At 38.5% G+C, this 17,542-nt stretch carries 18 protein-coding genes; 15 read left to right on the forward strand and 3 right to left on the reverse strand.

Annotated elements, in window-relative coordinates; genetic code table 11:
* Window positions 1-11: 11 nt before the first annotated feature.
* The 3 genes from recF to dnaA are packed head-to-tail and all read right to left on the reverse strand — an operon-like array spanning window position 12 to window position 3,627.
* Window positions 12-1,106 (reverse strand): DNA replication/repair protein RecF, encoded by a 1,095-nt coding sequence (gene recF / locus DO88_RS04555; RefSeq protein WP_033040339.1) that lies wholly within the window; start codon window positions 1,104-1,106, stop codon window positions 12-14.
* A gap of 15 nt (window positions 1,107-1,121) precedes the next feature.
* On the reverse strand, window positions 1,122-2,225 hold the full coding sequence (gene dnaN / locus DO88_RS04550) for a DNA polymerase III subunit beta (RefSeq protein WP_007377651.1): 1,104 nt from the start codon (window positions 2,223-2,225) through the stop codon (window positions 1,122-1,124).
* A gap of 13 nt (window positions 2,226-2,238) precedes the next feature.
* Entirely contained in the window at window positions 2,239-3,627 is a 1,389-nt protein-coding gene (gene dnaA / locus DO88_RS04545) for a chromosomal replication initiator protein DnaA (RefSeq protein WP_007377652.1), read from the reverse strand.
* Between the two features lie 517 nt (window positions 3,628-4,144).
* On the opposite strand from dnaA, the gene rpmH reads away from it, so the two are divergent.
* From rpmH to atpH, 15 genes are all read left to right on the forward strand, one after another.
* Window positions 4,145-4,279: a 50S ribosomal protein L34 gene (gene rpmH, locus DO88_RS04540; protein WP_004335215.1), complete on the forward strand. Its 135-nt coding sequence runs from the start codon at window positions 4,145-4,147 to the stop codon at window positions 4,277-4,279.
* 7 nt (window positions 4,280-4,286) lie between these two features.
* Window positions 4,287-4,709, forward strand: coding sequence for a ribonuclease P protein component (gene rnpA / locus DO88_RS04535; protein WP_033040341.1), 423 nt, complete (start codon window positions 4,287-4,289; stop codon window positions 4,707-4,709).
* A 129-nt stretch (window positions 4,710-4,838) separates the two neighbouring features.
* A complete protein-coding gene (gene yidD / locus DO88_RS04530; protein WP_008138026.1) occupies window positions 4,839-5,114 on the forward strand; it encodes a membrane protein insertion efficiency factor YidD in 276 nt (91 codons plus the stop codon).
* An 8-nt stretch (window positions 5,115-5,122) separates the two neighbouring features.
* Entirely contained in the window at window positions 5,123-6,757 is a 1,635-nt protein-coding gene (gene yidC / locus DO88_RS04525) for a membrane protein insertase YidC (RefSeq protein WP_033040343.1), read from the forward strand.
* A gap of 406 nt (window positions 6,758-7,163) precedes the next feature.
* Entirely contained in the window at window positions 7,164-8,528 is a 1,365-nt protein-coding gene (gene mnmE, locus DO88_RS04520; protein WP_033040359.1) for a tRNA uridine-5-carboxymethylaminomethyl(34) synthesis GTPase MnmE, read from the forward strand.
* 1,104 nt (window positions 8,529-9,632) lie between these two features.
* Window positions 9,633-10,082 (forward strand): FMN-binding protein MioC, encoded by a 450-nt coding sequence (gene mioC, locus DO88_RS04515; RefSeq protein ID WP_007377656.1) that lies wholly within the window; start codon window positions 9,633-9,635, stop codon window positions 10,080-10,082.
* Window positions 10,083-10,510: 428 nt separating this feature from the next.
* Window positions 10,511-12,400 (forward strand): tRNA uridine-5-carboxymethylaminomethyl(34) synthesis enzyme MnmG, encoded by a 1,890-nt coding sequence (gene mnmG, locus DO88_RS04510; protein WP_033040346.1) that lies wholly within the window; start codon window positions 10,511-10,513, stop codon window positions 12,398-12,400.
* 15 nt (window positions 12,401-12,415) lie between these two features.
* The gene (gene rsmG, locus DO88_RS04505) at window positions 12,416-13,036 is read left to right on the forward strand and encodes a 16S rRNA (guanine(527)-N(7))-methyltransferase RsmG (protein WP_007377658.1); all 621 of its coding nucleotides are present in this window, start codon (window positions 12,416-12,418) and stop codon (window positions 13,034-13,036) included.
* A gap of 14 nt (window positions 13,037-13,050) precedes the next feature.
* Window positions 13,051-13,836, forward strand: coding sequence for a ParA family protein (locus DO88_RS04500; protein ID WP_007377659.1), 786 nt, complete (start codon window positions 13,051-13,053; stop codon window positions 13,834-13,836).
* A 20-nt stretch (window positions 13,837-13,856) separates the two neighbouring features.
* A complete protein-coding gene (locus tag DO88_RS04495) occupies window positions 13,857-14,783 on the forward strand; it encodes a ParB/RepB/Spo0J family partition protein (protein ID WP_007377660.1) in 927 nt (308 codons plus the stop codon).
* 142 nt (window positions 14,784-14,925) lie between these two features.
* On the forward strand, window positions 14,926-15,306 hold the full coding sequence (locus DO88_RS04490) for an ATP synthase subunit I (RefSeq protein WP_007377661.1): 381 nt from the start codon (window positions 14,926-14,928) through the stop codon (window positions 15,304-15,306).
* 15 nt (window positions 15,307-15,321) lie between these two features.
* Window positions 15,322-16,179 (forward strand): F0F1 ATP synthase subunit A, encoded by an 858-nt coding sequence (gene atpB, locus DO88_RS04485; RefSeq protein WP_024597178.1) that lies wholly within the window; start codon window positions 15,322-15,324, stop codon window positions 16,177-16,179.
* A gap of 56 nt (window positions 16,180-16,235) precedes the next feature.
* Window positions 16,236-16,469: a F0F1 ATP synthase subunit C gene (atpE, locus tag DO88_RS04480; RefSeq protein ID WP_004335261.1), complete on the forward strand. Its 234-nt coding sequence runs from the start codon at window positions 16,236-16,238 to the stop codon at window positions 16,467-16,469.
* A 41-nt stretch (window positions 16,470-16,510) separates the two neighbouring features.
* On the forward strand, window positions 16,511-16,981 hold the full coding sequence (atpF, locus tag DO88_RS04475) for a F0F1 ATP synthase subunit B (protein WP_004335264.1): 471 nt from the start codon (window positions 16,511-16,513) through the stop codon (window positions 16,979-16,981).
* 16 nt (window positions 16,982-16,997) lie between these two features.
* A complete protein-coding gene (atpH, locus tag DO88_RS04470; protein WP_007377663.1) occupies window positions 16,998-17,531 on the forward strand; it encodes a F0F1 ATP synthase subunit delta in 534 nt (177 codons plus the stop codon).
* The last annotated feature ends 11 nt before the right edge of the window (window positions 17,532-17,542 follow it).

The following is a 17,542-nucleotide window of genomic DNA, read 5'->3' on the forward strand; positions in this document are numbered from 1 at the left end:
GTTAATCCCACTTATCTTGTTATTAGGTTGCCATGTTTCACGTGGAACATTTGTAGTTCTCGTTGCATGGGTTCCACCACAGCAGAAATACTTTCAGATAAAATTGAAGAGATAAAAATTTGAGAACTGCAGTGAGCAAGTAATTGTCCCACTTTCTCTTTTGTATCTTCGCCTAACTCTGAAGGTAGATCATCTATTAGCAATATAGATTGCTTATCTGTCTCTGACTCAATTAAGCTATTTTGCGTAACTTTTAACGCATATAGTAATAACTTCAATTGACCGCGTGAGAATGTATTCTCCACACTGTTGCCAGCGACACTAAAACTAAAGTCGGCCTTATGAGGCCCTTTACTTGTAAACCCTTGGCGAGCATCTCGCTCAAAGTTTTGCTCTAACGCATCTGCAAGAGATTCAGTCTCTTTCCAACCTGCATTAAAGGTCATTTCTAAATCGCGTACAAGCGTTAATTCTGCACACATTTTATCAAAAAACTGCTGCTTAAACCTACTTATATACGCCAATCTTAATTTATTTATTTCTTCAGCCAGTCTAACAAATTCTTTGTCCCAAAACTTAATTTGGTCAAAATAATTCTTTGGCTTAGTTTTTAACAATGCATTACGCTGTTTAAGTACTTTATTAAACGATTGCCACAAAAAAAAGAACTCATGTTCCACGTGGAACAAACCTAAATCTAAAAACTTTCTGCGCTCTTTTGGCCCGCCAAAAAATAAAGAATAGCTCTCTGGTGTAATAATTTGTACCGGCATAAGTTGAGCAAGTTCTGATATTTTACGGCTCGCCTTACCTTGAATTTTTAAATTAGTTTCACCCGTTTGGGTTTTACTAATACCAATTGGAATAGATAAGTCGTGTATTGTTTTGCGCCCGTGAATTACAAACTGATCTTGCTGATGCGCGATAATACTTTTGTGTTTTGGAGTACGAAAAGATTTGCCGTGAGAAAGGTAATAAATAGCCTCTAAAAGGCTGGTTTTTCCGCTGCCATTTTCACCATATATTATATTAACGCCGTTAACTGGTTCTAGCGTCAGCGCCTCAATATTACGAAAATATTTGAGGCTCAAATGACTTAAGCTCATTGTGTATTTATAGTCTTATAAACGCATAGGCATAACAACGTACATTGCTTCTTCATCGCCTGCACCTTCAATTAATGCACTGCTGTTTGAGTCGGCTAATGTAAATAGTACGTCTTCTGTTTTTAATGTGTTTAGTACATCTAATACGTAAGACACGTTAAAGCCTATTTCTAGATCCGCGCCTTGGTAACTTACTTCAACAACCTCTTCCGCTTGTTCTTGCTCTGGATTATTAGCCGTAATTTTTAATAAACCGTTTGATAAGTTTAAGCGTACACCACGAAACTTTTCATTAGATAAAATAGACACACGTTGAAATGCATTACGTAGCCATTCACGGTTAGCTGTAATAACTTTGTCGCCACCACGCGGTAATACACGACGGTAATCTGGAAAACGCCCATCAACTAGCTTACTTGTAAATGTAAACTCTAAATCGATAATACGGATATGATTAGCGCCAAACTGAATTGTTACTAACTCGTCATCAGCGACCATAAGGCGCATTATTTCTTGCACACCTTTACGAGGTATAATTAACTGACGCTGAGTATTAAGCGATTGCGTTAGCTGTTTTTGCGCAATCGCTAAACGGTGGCCATCTGTTGCGACTGTTTTTATATCAGTATTGTCTACTTCAAACGACATACCATTTAAATAATAACGTACGTCTTGATTCGCCATCGAGAAATGCGTGCTTTCGAGTAACTTACGAAGCTCTAGACGAGTTAGTTGAAATTCAACCTCTCCGTCCCACTCTTCTAGATTAGGAAAATCATCAGCAGATAATGTCGTTAATGAAAAACGGCTTTTACCACTGGTTAAAAGTAATTGATGCTCTTGCAAGCTTAAAGTAATGTCTGAACCGTCTGGTAGACTTTTACAAATATCGAGTAACTTTTTAGCGGGTAACGTTAGTTTTGTATCGGCAATATCGTCACCTACAAATACGCCAGAAACTAATTCAATTTCAAGGTCTGTACCTGTCATTGAAAGTTGTCCGTTTTCTACCACTAACAAAACGTTAGATAAAATTGGTAGTGTGTGTTTGCGCTCTATTGCACCTGACACTTGCACCAATGGCTTTAAAAATTGTTGTCTTGATATTGTTATTTGCATAATAAAGTCAGCCCTAAGATGACAATGTTCTTATTAAGTTTTGATAATCTTCTTTAATTTCGTGGCTTTCGTCACGTAGTGATTTTATCTTACGACATGCGTGCAATACGGTCGTATGATCGCGTCCACCAAATGCGTCACCAATCTCAGGTAAGCTGTGATTAGTTAATTCTTTAGATAATGCCATAGCAACTTGGCGAGGCCTTGCTATAGAGCGACTGCGGCGCTTAGACAACAGATCTGATACACGAATTCGATAGTACTCTGCTACGGTGCGCTGAATATTATCAATCGTAACCAGTTTGTCTTGCAAAGCAAGTAAATCGCGCAGTGCTTCTTTTACAAAATCGATCGAAATTGGACGACCGGTAAAGTTAGCATTGGCGATTACACGGTTAAGTGCACCTTCTAATTCACGCACATTTGAGCGTAACTTTTTAGCAATAAAAAAAGCAACTTCGTGTGGTAAATTAATTTTACTTTGCTGTGCTTTTTTCATCAAAATAGCAACGCGTGTTTCAAGCTCTGGTGGCTCAATCGCGATAGTTAAACCCCAACCAAAACGTGATTTAAGGCGGTCTTCAACGCCTTCAATCTCTTTAGGATAACGGTCAGAGGTTAAAATAATTTGTTGGTTACCTTCAAGCAATGCATTAAAGGTATGGAAGAACTCTTCTTGGGAGCGCTCTTTGTTAGCAAAAAATTGAATGTCATCAATCATTAATGCATCAACACTGCGATAATAACGTTTGAACTCTTCAATTGCGTTATTTTGTAGTGCTTTTACCATGTCTTGAACAAAGCGTTCTGAATGCATATAAACAATTTTAGCGTCTGGCTTATTTGCCATAATGCCATTGCCTACTGCATGTAATAAGTGAGTTTTACCTAAACCAGTACCACCGTATATAAATACAGGGTTAAAAGCAGAACCAGGATTATCGGCAACCTGTGTGGCCGCAGCTTTTGCTAATTGGTTTGATTTACCTTCAACAAAGCTATCAAAGGTATAGTTCTCTTTAATATTAGATTTGTAACCTGACTTAGGTGCAGGCTCAACCACCGGCTTTTGCTCACGAGGTTGCTGTTTTGTTGAAGCGTGTGCGCTTGGCGCAGATTGTGTTTCTGCAACAGGTGCAGCTTGAGCGTTTAATAAAGGTTTACTTCCTACATCAAAACGCAGCTCTGGTGCTTCAACACCACAAATTTCTACTAATAGTTCGTTAATTCTATTGAGGTACTTTTCTCTCACCCAATCAAGCACAAAGCGATTAGGTGCATAAATCGTCAAGGTATCTTCGGTACTTTCTGCTTGAAGTGGTCTTACCCACATACTGAACTGCTGCGAAGGCAATTCATCTTGCAATACATATAAACAACTTTGCCAAACCGACAGATACACAGTTAAACTCCCAGAGATATAATTTTTATTCCCGCACATCATTAATGATTAAAAATCATGCATTTATTGCGTCAAAATAGCCAAATAAGTGGCCCAAGGCCGCGTATTATGAAGACACTTTATCCACAAGTAAAAGATTGATTTTTATAAAATTGTTGATATCGCTGTATAAAAACATTAACAGACTGATTTAAATAAGCTTTTATTTCAAAGCCTGATGACAGATCATAACAAAATAACACTAAGATCGCGAACCAATTTTACGATCCATTTTACTTTTCCCCTGCTTTTATTCACTTTTTATACAGGGGCTGTGGAAAACTTCTTATTTATGATGATCCTAGTGGATCATAATTCTCGATCACCATGAATAGAGTAACTAACACTTAGTATAGGCTGTAATTATGATTGACTTTGAGTCACTTCATCTATAATATCTCGCGCTCGCAATGGCACCTATGCCAGGATCGCGACCTGTATAGGATGTTTTAACTTTAACCGATCGGATGAGATTGTTATGAAAAGAACTTTTCAACCTAGCGTTTTAAAACGCAAACGTGCACACGGCTTCCGTGCTCGCATGGCAACTGTAAATGGCCGTAAAGTATTAGCACGTCGCCGCGCTAAAGGCCGCAAAGTTCTTTCTGCTTAATTTATAAGTGGAAGACTTTAGCTTTGGCAGGGAGTTACGTCTGTTAACTCCCTCGCATTACTCTCGCATATTTAATGAACCCGCTCGGGCTGCAACTCCTTTCTTTACTCTATTAGCTAAACCAAATAACCAAGATAAACCTAGGTTAGGACTTACTGTTGCTAAAAAACGTGTAAAAAAGGCATGCCAACGAAACCGTATTAAACGTCTCGCTCGCGAAAGTTTTCGTTTAAATCAACACAGCATCGATAATATTGATATTGTGCTTATGGTTAAAAATGGTATTGATGATCAGTCTAATGAAGAAATAACCAAACAACTTACTAAATTATGGCGAAAAATTAACGAACGCTGTAAACCAGGTGCACCTAAACCGTCACCTTTTAAGAAACGCCCAAACAAATCAGCTAAATCTAATAAACAAACCTAATTGCAATAGAATTGCAGGGTTAATTAATGTATCTTTAGCTCACCTTTTAATCATGCATTTAAAATTTCTAATTGAGTCTTTAAATACATGATATCTATCTCACTAAACTTAAGTAGGGGCATAAACATCATGAGGTTACTTAAACCACTTGTTGCTTTACCAACTTTTTGTTTAGTGTTATTTATCCGCGGTTATCAAAAGTGGATTAGCCCGCTGTTAGGTCCGCATTGTCGTTTTAATCCAACCTGTTCTAGTTATGCTATTCAAGCAATTAAATTGCATGGATCGGTAAAAGGTAGTTGGTTAGCTTTGAAACGCATATTAAAATGCCATCCTTTACATTCAGGCGGAGACGACCCCGTCCCTGAAAAATTAACCCATATTAACCACCAACACGAGAAATAAGAGCTGTTATGGAATCGCAACGCACGTTTTTATTAATTGGCCTAATGCTAGTGTCGTTTTTATTGTTCCAAGAATGGGACAATGATTACAACAAGCCTAAAGTCGATCCAAGTGCCACAACACAAACACTAAAAGCAAATTCACCAGAGTCGGATGATTATATTCCTTCATCATCAGATTCAGAATTACCTACTTCAGCAACTTTAGCTAAACGTTCAGTTATTGAAATCACAACTGACGTTTTTAAAGTTAAAATTGACACCAAAGGCGGTGACATTGTTGAAACAGACCTTCTTCAATACGAAGACACCAAAGGAAGTAACACTCCTTTTATGTTGCTTGGTGAGTTTGATGGCAAACAATACTTTTCACAAAGTGGCTTAATTGGCTTAAATGGCCCTGACGCATCAGCTAACGGTCGCCCTACTTACAATACCGAACAAAAGTCATATACCTTAACGGGTGATGAGCTTCGCGTTCCACTTCAGTTTACAGATCGTAATGGTGTTAGTTTTACTAAAACGTATGTATTCAAAAAAGGTCAGTATGACGTAGGCTTAGAATACAAAATTAACAACACCACCAGCGCACCGCTTCAAGTACAGCTATACACGCAAATTAAGCGCACAGTACAAGAAAAAGGCAGCATGGTTGATCAAAACTATTTAGGCGCTGCATACGGTACTGATGAAGAAAAATACGAAAAGTATAGTTTTTCAGATATGGCTGATAAAAACCTAAACAAAAACACCCAAGGTGGTTATGTTGCGTTTATCCAGCATTACTTTGTAAGTGCTTGGGTGCCAATGCAGGATCAATCAAATACACTTTATAGTTTAATTACAAAAAGTAATGCCGCTATTATTGGTGCTAAAGATGAAGCTGTTAATATTCAAGCAGGTAGTGAGCAAACACTAACTGCTATTTATTACATGGGCCCGAAAGAATCGGATATTCTTGAAGCGATTCACCCAGACCTAGATTTAACTGTAGATTACGGTTGGTTATTTTTTATCTCGCAGCCTTTATTTGTATTACTAAAATGGTTACACAGCATTTTAGGTAACTGGGGTGTTGCAATTATTGCCATCACTATTATCGTTAAATCGTTAATGTACCCACTTACCAAAGCGCAATACACCTCAATGGCAAAAATGCGTGCCCTACAACCTAAAATGGCAGCTCTTAAAGAAAAGTTTGGTGATGACCGTCAAAAGTTCGGTCAAGCAACTATGGAAATGTACAAAAAAGAAAAAGTTAACCCAATGGGTGGCTGTTTCCCTATTTTGCTACAAATGCCAATTTTCTTAGCCTTGTTCTACGTATTCTTAGAGTCTACTGAACTTCGCCATGCTGAATTCATTTTTTGGTTAACTGACCTTTCTGCGAAAGACCCGTACTACGTATTGCCAATATTATTTGGTGCGAGTATGTTTGTGACGCAAAAGCTACAACCTATGACGGTTACTGATCCAATGCAGCAAAAAATGATGACCTTTATGCCGGTTATCTTCTCTGTATTTTTCTTATGGTTCCCATCGGGTTTAGTTCTTTACTGGTTAGTGTCTAACCTTATTTCTATTGTCCAGATGTTAATCATCTACCGTGGCATGGAAAAGAAAGGAATTAAAGTAAGAGGCTAGCGCCTATACCCAAGCCGCATCAAGATGCAAAATTCAGCGTTTCACAAGCGTTTCACAGGGGCTTAAGATCAAGGCGTTACTTTGCAAGAATGGCAGTCCCTTTTAAAAAGTAACAACGATGAAATTAAGTACCTGTGAAACGCCCAAAGGGTTGGTTTAAAAGCGATTTATACTGCGTTATTGATTTTAACAATAGAACCACTATTATTCTCAATCAATGCCTTGCCTAAATAGCTTTTAACTCCAACTGAAACTCGCATCTTGAGATGGCTTGGGTATATTACTTATATAAAGGCGACTTAGGTCGCCTTTTTTATTGCCTGTTTTTCACCAGAGTATTCGCGAGTGTTTATTTCATAGGTTACAATACCGCCATAAAGTTACTCATCGTTGGCAAATTAATAGCATGATCAATCAAGATACAATTGCAGCACAAGCAACCGCTCCCGGACGTGGTGGCGTTGGTATAATTCGCGTTTCAGGCAGCCTTGCTAAAAGCGTTGCCAAAAAAGTGGTAGGTAAAATTCCTAAAGTTCGCTACGCCGATTACGTGCCATTTAAAAGCCTAGCTGGCGAGCAACTTGATCAAGGTATTGCCATTTACTTTGCAGGTCCTAACTCATTTACAGGCGAAGATGTGCTTGAGCTACAAGGCCACGGCGGCCCTGTAGTACTGGATATGTTACTTAAAGAAATTAGTAAAATCGAGGGCGTTCGTTTAGCAAAACCAGGTGAGTTTTCTGAACGTGCATTTATGAACGACAAGCTTGATTTAACACAAGCAGAAGCCATCGCCGACTTAATTAATGCCACCAGCGAACAAGCCGCTAAAAGCGCCCTACAGTCGCTGCAAGGTGAATTTTCTAAGCACATAGAAACACTCGTAGAAAAAGTAATTCACTTACGTATGTATGTAGAAGCGGCAATAGACTTTCCTGATGAAGAAATTGATTTTTTATCTGACGGTAAAGTGTCAGGCGACTTAGACGCCATTATTACCCAGCTTAATACTGTAACTAATCAAGCCAAGCAAGGCAGCATAATGCGCGAAGGTATGCGTGTTGTTATTGCTGGTCGCCCAAATGCGGGTAAATCAAGCCTACTCAACGCTCTAGCTGGTCGTGAAGCCGCAATAGTAACAGAAATAGCCGGTACCACTCGCGACGTACTAAGAGAGCATATACATATAGATGGTATGCCACTGCATATTATAGATACCGCAGGCCTGCGCGAAAGCCCAGACCGCGTAGAACAAATAGGCATTGAGCGTGCATGGGATGAAATAAACCAAGCCGATCGCGTTTTATTTATGCTTGATGGCACCGATACTACAGATACCGACCCACACAAAATTTGGCCTGAGTTTATGGCAAAATTACCAGAAGGTATGGGCGTGACAGTCATCAGAAACAAGGCCGATTTGTCGGGCGATATTGTCGGTATGGAGCAAGAGCAACAATACCCGGTCATCAGCTTAAGTGCCAAAAATGCTGACGGTATTGAACTTGTTCGCGAGCATTTAAAAGCCTGTATAGGCTTTCAAGGTGCAACTGAAGGTGGCTTTATGGCGCGCCGTCGTCATTTGGATGCACTGGAAAGTGCTGCTCATCATTTAGATACCGGTAAAACACAATTAGAAATGCACATTGCCGGTGAAATACTGGCTGAAGAACTGCGTTTAACACAGCAGTATTTGAATGAAATAACCGGTGAATTTACCTCTGACGATTTACTAGGAAAGATATTTAGCTCGTTTTGTATTGGTAAATAAACACCTTATTACAAGCATATTCTTATTATAAAGAGCACTCAGGTGCTCTTTTTCATATAAAAAATTAGGCTTTAAAATATGCTATTTATACGTCTAATACCTGAGAGTTACAGTCGATAAATCATATTCAAAGCTACCTTAGTTACGTGCTAAGAGAGGTCTGATTACGTAGATTAAACAATGTGGAATATACTCTTTAGAGGCATTAATAGCGTAAATTACCCCTATTATTAATACAAAACCGATACATTTTTCAAACAATAACACACTTTTAAAGCGTTATACTTCATACAAAAAGTAGTTATAAATGGCTTTCTAATACTTACTTTAGCCCACAAAAATGCACTAAAACACACCTCATACACGCAAAGAATGATGTTTTTGCTCAATTAAAGAGCTAAAAAACACTGGTTAATGCTCTAAAAAGCTTACTTTTTAAATATATGATTTGATGATCACTGTGATTATTTAAATAAAAAGCTCAACAGTTAAGTATTAAAAAGTTTTGATCTGCTAACTCAACCAGCAAAATTAAAAAAAATAGCAGCTCTAAATTCGCATAAAATTAAAAATACCGAGATCACTTATCCACAATACCTAATTTTCAGCTCAAACAAATACCAAAAACAGGTAAACAAGCTGAAAAAACCTCACTATTTATTAATATTTATCCGTTTATGAGCTTATTTTTAATTAATTTCATTAGATCTGCTTTATTAGATCATTTTAAAAATTTATTTTAGATCTAAACTTGAGGTTATCAACAGGCTTTATATCCACATTATGATCAACATCTACTTTTAATATATAAATTACTATTTCAACTTTTTACTGATTAGAAATATCAATAACTTAGCGGATATAAAACAACCTAACAAGCCTATTTAAACAGAGCTTTCCCCACTGTTATCAACAACTTGATCAGAAGATTACATTTAAAGATAATTTGTTAAACCCTATATTATCAACAACTTAAAGAAACGCTTTTGAATGAGTGTAAAATTACTGCAAAAATAGTTATACAAAATGGCACTCTTAACTTTACTGTTACCCTCACTCAGTTATCATAGTCAGCAATTAAAACAAATGTGATCACTAATATTCATGAGTTCAGTAAATCTTATTGTTGGCAGCCAAATGGGATCAGCCGAGTATGTTGCAGAGCAACTAAGCGACGCGCTAAATAACCTTGGTATTACTACACAACTACATGATCAACCTGAATTTAGCGATATTGATCAGCAAAATACCATTTGGTTAATTTGCACATCTACTTATGGCGCAGGTGATTACCCTGAAAACTTTATTAGCTTTGTTGAAGATGTGACTCAAGCTAATGATTTATCTCAATTAAAATACTCAGTAATCGCTTTAGGTGATACCAGTTATGACACTTACAACCAAGCTGGACGTAATATAGATGCCTTATTAGCTCAAAAAGGCGCTATAAAAGTAGCAGAACGCTTAGAGCTTAATATTCTCGATGAAGCACTACCAGAGGACACCGCATTAGCATGGTTAGACTCTTGGATAACCAAAACAGGCTTAAAATAGAGAGATCAAGTAAAAAGTTACATATAAAGTTACCCACAATTTACTAATAATTTAATAGATTTTGTGGATAAAGATTGAATAAACTGCTTTTTAAAGCATGCTTATCCATGGGATAAGATCTAACTGATTCAGCCCTGTGCATAAAGTGCCTTTTTGATCAGAGCTTATTTGCGGGATGATCCGATCATATTAACACCTTTAGATCTGATCTAATTTGATGTTTTTAATGAAGATCTAAACCTTATCAACAGAAAAGTCGATCAGTAGTAGTAATAGTAATAAAAGATCTCTTTAAAAGATCCTTTATATTATTAGAGATCACATACTTAGATCTTGCCCACTGTTTAATCATTTATCTTCTGCCAATTTCTAGGTAGAATACGCTCCCTTTTGAAGTTTACCGGTTTGATTTAAGTAGGATCCCATTAATGATTTTTCACGAAAATTTTGACGTTATCGTAGTAGGTGGTGGACATGCTGGCACTGAAGCCGCATTAGCAGCTGCCCGTATGGGGATGAATACCCTGCTACTGACTCACAATATGGATACCCTTGGTCAAATGTCTTGTAACCCGGCAATTGGTGGGATAGGCAAAGGTCATTTGGTAAAAGAAATTGACGCGCTTGGTGGTGCAATGGCACAGGCCATTGATAAAGGCGGGATCCAATTTCGTACACTAAATTCTTCAAAAGGACCTGCTGTTCGTGCAACTCGAGCACAAGCAGATCGCGCCTTGTACAAAGCGGCTATTCAAACAACATTGCAAAATCAAGATAATCTTAAAATTTTTCAACAATCGTGTGATGATCTTATTGTTGAAAACGATCGTGTTACTGGCGTAGTAACTCAAATGGGTTTGCGTTTTAGTGCACCAAGTGTTGTTTTAACCGTGGGTACTTTTTTAGGTGGCTTGATCCATATAGGGTTAGAAAATTACAAAGGCGGCCGTGCAGGCGATCCTCCTTCAATTGCTTTAGCTGATCGCTTACGTGAACATCCATTTAGAGTTGATCGTTTAAAAACAGGTACACCGCCACGTATTGATGCACGTACTGTTGATTTTACAAAAATGGAAGCACAGCCTGGTGATACACCAACACCTGTGTTTTCGTTTATGGGTAAACAATCAGAACACCCGCAACAGATACCGTGTTACATCACTTACACAAATGAAAAAACACATGATGTTATTCGTAAAAACCTACATCGCTCACCTATGTACTCAGGTGTTATTGAAGGTATTGGTCCTCGCTACTGCCCTTCAATTGAAGATAAAATTGTTCGTTTTGCAGATAAAGATAAACATCAAATATTTGTTGAGCCTGAAGGTTTAACATCATACGAATTATATCCAAATGGTATTTCGACTAGTTTACCGTTTGATGTACAACTTGAGATTGTGCAATCTATTTCTGGTTTTGAAAATGCACATATTTGTCGACCTGGCTATGCAATAGAATATGACTACTTTGATCCACGTGATTTAAAACAGTCTTTAGAAACTAAATTTATTGAAGGCTTATTTTTCGCGGGTCAAATTAACGGTACTACCGGCTATGAAGAAGCAGGTGCACAAGGCTTAATTGCAGGTATGAATGCTGCGCTAAAAGTGCAAGGCAAAGATTCTTGGACACCACGTCGTGATGAAGCTTATGTTGGTGTATTAATCGACGACTTAGCAACACTGGGTACAAAAGAACCCTACCGTATGTTTACCAGCCGTGCTGAATATCGTTTATTACTTCGTGAAGATAATGCTGATATTCGTTTAACAGAAAAAGGCCGTGAGCTTGGTTTAGTTAATGACGAACGCTGGCAGGCATTTAACGAAAAAATGGAAGTAATCGAAAAAGAGAAACAACGCATTAAAGATACATGGATCCACAAAGATCATGCCGTTGTAGATCAAGTAAACGCATTACTTAAAACCCCGCTTACGCGTGAAGCAAGCTTGGAAGAATTACTTCGCCGTCCGGAGATACGTTACAACGATCTGATGGCTATTGACGGATTGGGATCTGAATTCACAAATAAAGCAGCACTCGAGCAAGTTGAGATCCATACTAAGTACGCAGGTTATATTGCGCGCCAACAAGATGAAATCAATAAGCAGCTTCGTCATGAGCAAACAATTTTACCAAAAGAGTTTGATTACAAAACCGTATCTGGTTTATCAAATGAGGTAGTTGCTAAGCTTATTGAGTCACGTCCTGACACTATTGGTCAAGCATCGCGTATTTCTGGTATCACCCCTGCGGCGATTTCGCTATTATTGGTGTATCTGAAGAAGCAAGGCTTATTACGCAAATCTGCGTAACGATAAGGGTACATAGTGTTACAGCAACAATTAACTACATTGTTAGCGCAAACTGATATTGCGCTAACAGAAAAACAACAGCAACAGCTAGTCCGTTACGTTGAGTTATTAAATAAGTGGAATAAAGCTTATAACTTAACTTCAGTACGTTTACCTGAAGAAATGATGATTAAGCATATTATGGACAGTTTAGTTGTTGCGCCTCATTTACCCGGACATCATTATATTGATGTAGGTACAGGGCCTGGCTTACCGGGTATCGTGTTGGCAATTGCATTACCAAATACACATTTTGTGCTATTAGATAGTTTAGGTAAACGTGTGCGATTTTTAATGCATGTTAAACATGAACTAGGTCTTGATAATGTAACCCCTGTGCAGTCTAGAGTTGAAGAATATCAACCAAGTGTTAAATTAGACGGCGTACTTAGTCGCGCATTTGCTTCATTACAAGATATGGTTGACTGGTGTTCGCACTTAATTGATCATTCGGGCAAATTTATAGCACTTAAAGGCGTGTTCCCTAGCGAAGAGCTAGAGTCATTACCTGCAGGCGTCAAGTTTGAGCAAAAAATTGCATTAGAAGTGCCTAAGTTAGATGCACAACGACATTTAATTATTCTTTCTAAAGACTAGGGATCAGAGACACTGTGGCAAAAGTCATCGCATTAGCAAATCAAAAAGGTGGAGTGGGTAAAACTACAACCGCTGTTAATCTCGCTGCATCTATGGCTGCAACGAAACGTAAAGTGCTGTTAATTGATCTCGATCCGCAAGGTAATGCGACTATGGGGAGTGGCGTAGATAAGTACGGCGATGTGCCAACTATTTACGACTTACTTATTGAAGATAAACCTATAGAAGACGTTATCATCAAAGAAACGTCTGGCGAATACCATATGATTGCTGCAAACGGTGATGTAACCGCTGCAGAAGTTAAACTCATGGAATTATTTGCCCGTGAGGTGCGTTTACGTAACGCGCTTGAAAAAATTCAGGACCAGTACGAATTTATTTTTATAGACTGTCCGCCTTCTTTAAATATGTTAACTGTTAATGCTATGGCTGCGGCTGATTCTATTTTGGTACCAATGCAGTGTGAGTATTATGCACTTGAAGGGTTAACCGCATTAATGGATACGATTACGCAGCTTGCTAGATTAGTGAATCCGAGCTTACAAATTGAAGGCATACTTCGTACTATGTATGACCCGCGTAACCGTTTGGCAAATGATGTATCAGAACAATTAAAACAACATTTTGGCGATAAAGTATACCGTACGGTGATCCCACGTAATGTTCGCTTAGCCGAAGCACCTAGTTTTGGTGCTCCAGCTATGTATTATGACCGGGCATCAAGTGGCGCTAAAGCGTATTTAGCACTCGCTGGTGAAATGTTACGCAGAAAAGAAAAAACAGCGTCCGTTGTCGCCTAACTTTGAGGTAAAAAAATAACATGTCTGCTAAAAAACGAGGTTTAGGCCGAGGACTCGATGCACTTTTAAGTTCGTCAAAGCCTGCACCGAGCGCAAGCAAGGAACAAGACACATCAAACGTGACTGAAGCTGTAAAAAATGCAGCTGGGCCAAATAACAGTGAATTACAAAAACTTCCAATAGAGTTTTTACACTCTGGTAAATACCAACCTCGTAAAGACATGTCTGAAGAGGCGCTAGAAGAGCTTGCTAGTTCTATTCGCTCACAAGGTATTATTCAACCTATTGTTGTGCGCCCTATTGCACATAATAGCTTTGAAATTATCGCCGGTGAGCGTCGTTGGCGCGCAGCGCAAATAGCTAAGCTTGAAACAGTACCTTGTATTATTAAAGATGTACCCGATGAAGCTGCCGTTGCGATTGCACTGATAGAAAATATTCAGCGTGAAGATTTAAATGCCATGGAAGAAGCGGTTGCACTTAATCGTTTACTAATAGAATTTGAATTAACACATCAACAAGTAGCTGATGCGGTAGGTAAATCACGTACGACTGTAACTAACTTACTGCGTTTAAATAACTTAAATAACGATGTGAAGATTTTGTTAGAGCATGGCGATATTGAAATGGGCCATGCGCGTTGCCTGTTAGCCCTTGAAGGCGAAGCGCAGTCAGATGCTGCTCGTTTAGCTGTCGCTAAAGCACTAACAGTTCGAGAAACCGAAAAATTAGTTCGCTCAATTTTAGAACCAGTGCCAGCTAAAGAAATAACCGAAAAAGATCCAGATGTTAAGCAATTAGAACAACAACTTGCTGAAAACCTAGGTGCCAAAGTTGAAATAAATTACAATAAAAAAGGCAAAGGTAAGCTTGTTATTTCTTATACTAATTTGGACGAACTTGACGGCATTTTAAATCGCATTAATCAAGACAATACCCACCATTAGTTTTCTACATGTCTAAAAAGAGACATTTGTAGCTATTTCGTGTTACAAACCGTCTACTCAAGTTGCAAAACTGGCAGGATTAAGTATAATTTCGCCAGTTTTCACACCCTAACAATTAGAACGCAATAAAGGTTAACTAAACGTGACTGATAAGTTAGCGAGTCCATATAGACTTGCCGTATTAAAGTTAATTTGCCTTCAGGGTGTTGTAGCATTAGTTGCTGCTGTAATTATTTTTTTTAGTTCGGGAGCCAATGCTTCGCTTTCATCACTCGCTGGTGGATTTGTCGCAGTACTTCCGCACTTTGTATTTGCACTTTATGCATTTAGGTATATGGGTGCAAGTCGAGCAAATCAAGCGTATGCCTCGTTGAAACGCGGCAACGGATTAAAATTTATGCTAACAATTGTATTGTTTGCGCTAGTACTGAAGCATTTTCCGGTAATTTTATTACCCTTTTTTAGTACTTATATACTGGCGCTCTTTACTGGATTGTTCGCACCCGTTTTTTTTAAACATTAACTTTTGGGATATAACATGGCAGCAGAAGAAGTTACTCTATCTGGCCATATCCAGCACCATTTGACCAATGCTAAGATGTGCTCGACCGATACAGGTCTCGCCTTCAATAAAGCATGTACGGACAGTGGATTCTGGACATGGCATATAGATACCCTCGCATGGTCTATCGGTTTAGGTCTTATATTTTTATGGATCTTTCGTAGTGCCGCTAAAAAATCAACACTAGGTGTACCTGGAAAATTTCAATGTTTCATTGAAATGGTAGTAGAGTTTGTTGGTGACAACGTACGTGATACTTTCCATGGTAAAAGCAAGCTTATTGCACCATTAGCATTAACAATATTCGTTTGGATATTTTTAATGAACTTAATGGATTTAATACCGGTTGACTTTTTACCTGCATTAGCTGGTTTTGTTGGTGAAACTGCGTTTGGTATGGATTCACACGATGTGTACATGAAAATTGTACCAACGACTGACATTAATATGACTGCGGCGCTAGCGCTTGGCGTATTTATTTTAATGATAGGCTACTCAATTAAAATAAAAGGCATCGGTGGTTTTATTAAAGAACTAACACTTCACCCGTTTAGTTCAAATAATACTGCACTACAAATCCTTTTAATCCCGTTTAACTTATTACTTGAACTGATTGCGCTGGTTTCTAAACCGTTTTCATTAGCGCTACGTTTGTTTGGTAACTTATATGCAGGTGAATTGATTTTCATCTTGATCGGCGCTATCGGATTTATGCAATTACCATTGCATTTTGTTTGGGCTGTATTCCACATCTTAGTAATTGTATTGCAAGCATTCGTATTTATGATGCTAACAATCGTATACCTAAGTATGGCAAGCTCAGATAATCACTAATTTTTATAACCTTTAATATTTAACTTTAATTTACAATTGAAACTTTGGAGAAAAAAATGGAACTAGTATTAGGTCTTAAGTATATCGCAGTAGCTTTACTAATCGGCTTTGGTGCAATCGGCACAGCAATCGGCTTTGGTAACATGGGCGGTAAATTCCTTGAAGCATGTGCGCGTCAACCTGAGCTTGCACCATCGCTACAAGTTAAGATGTTTATTCTTGCTGGTCTAATCGATGCTGTAGCAATGATTGGTGTTGGTATCGCTATGGTATTGTTGTTCGTACTTTAATTTTATTTTTTGAACAGCTTACTATTTAAGGAGGAGCGGTTGTGAATTTAAACGCCACTCTTATCGGTGAATTGATTGCGTTTACGGTGTTCGTATTATTTTGTATGAAATACGTATGGCCACCACTAAACGGTGCAATTGAAGCTCGCCAGAAAAAAATCGAAGATGGTTTAGCTGCCTCTGATAGAGCCGAAAAAGACTTAGAACTTGCGCAAAAGAAAGCTGCTGAACAGCTTAAAGATGCAAAAGCTCAAGCGGCTGATATCATTGATCAAGCTAAAAAGCGTGCAGTGCTAATTGTTGACGAAGAAACACTTCGTGGTCAGCAAGAGCGTGAAAGTATCATTGCTCAAGGGCACTCTGAAGTTGAATCTGAACGTAATCGCATAACAGAAGAGCTACGTAAGCAAGTAGCAACTCTGGCAGTGATTGGTGCAGAACGTATTTTAGAGCGTGAAATTAATCAAGCCGCACATAGTGACATCGTTGAAAAACTTGTCGCTGAGCTGTAATTAGGAGGGTATGAGCATGTCTAATTTGACTACTATCGCTCGCCCATACGCTAAAGCGGCTTTTGAACTTGCCGTTGAGAAAGGCACTCTAGAAAGCTGGAATGATATGTTGTTCTTTGCAGGCCACGTAGCCAGCAATGAACAAGCATCATCTGCTTTAGCAGGTATGCCTACAGCTACTGCACAAGCTGAATTATTTATTCAACTTTGTGCTGAGCAGCTCAACGAACAAGGTCAGAACCTAGTTAAGGTGATGGCTGAAAATGGACGTTTGACAGCTCTACCTGAAGTTGCACAGTTATTTGCTGAATTTAAAGCACAATACGATAAAGAAATCGAAGTAGATGTGATTTCTGCAACTCCTCTTGTTGCTGCGCAACAAGAGTCATTGGTAGCGGCACTTGAAAAACGTTTCGCACGCAAAGTTAAGCTGAATTGTAGTGAAGACGCGTCAGTGGTTGGTGGGCTTATTATTAGGTCTGGCGACACTGTAATCGACGGTACTATTCGCGGTAAATTAAGCCGCTTAGCTACAACACTACAATCGTAATTGGGAAAAAG

Origin of the sequence: Pseudoalteromonas sp. S3431 (assembly GCF_000690035.1) — a bacterium.
GTDB lineage: Bacteria > Pseudomonadota > Gammaproteobacteria > Enterobacterales > Alteromonadaceae > Pseudoalteromonas > Pseudoalteromonas fuliginea.

Coding starts and splice junctions, on each gene's coding strand:
- recF (WP_033040339.1), bottom strand. CDS start 1,106: ATGAGCTTAAGTCATTTGAGCCTCAAATATTTTCGTAATATTGAGGCG.
- dnaN (WP_007377651.1), bottom strand. CDS start 2,225: ATGCAAATAACAATATCAAGACAACAATTTTTAAAGCCATTGGTGCAA.
- rpmH (WP_004335215.1), top strand. CDS start 4,145: ATGAAAAGAACTTTTCAACCTAGCGTTTTAAAACGCAAACGTGCACAC.
- yidD (WP_008138026.1), top strand. CDS start 4,839: ATGAGGTTACTTAAACCACTTGTTGCTTTACCAACTTTTTGTTTAGTG.
- yidC (WP_033040343.1), top strand. CDS start 5,123: ATGGAATCGCAACGCACGTTTTTATTAATTGGCCTAATGCTAGTGTCG.
- mnmE (WP_033040359.1), top strand. CDS start 7,164: ATGATCAATCAAGATACAATTGCAGCACAAGCAACCGCTCCCGGACGT.
- mioC (WP_007377656.1), top strand. CDS start 9,633: ATGAGTTCAGTAAATCTTATTGTTGGCAGCCAAATGGGATCAGCCGAG.
- mnmG (WP_033040346.1), top strand. CDS start 10,511: ATGATTTTTCACGAAAATTTTGACGTTATCGTAGTAGGTGGTGGACAT.
- DO88_RS04495 (WP_007377660.1), top strand. CDS start 13,857: ATGTCTGCTAAAAAACGAGGTTTAGGCCGAGGACTCGATGCACTTTTA.
- atpB (WP_024597178.1), top strand. CDS start 15,322: ATGGCAGCAGAAGAAGTTACTCTATCTGGCCATATCCAGCACCATTTG.
- atpE (WP_004335261.1), top strand. CDS start 16,236: ATGGAACTAGTATTAGGTCTTAAGTATATCGCAGTAGCTTTACTAATC.
- atpH (WP_007377663.1), top strand. CDS start 16,998: ATGTCTAATTTGACTACTATCGCTCGCCCATACGCTAAAGCGGCTTTT.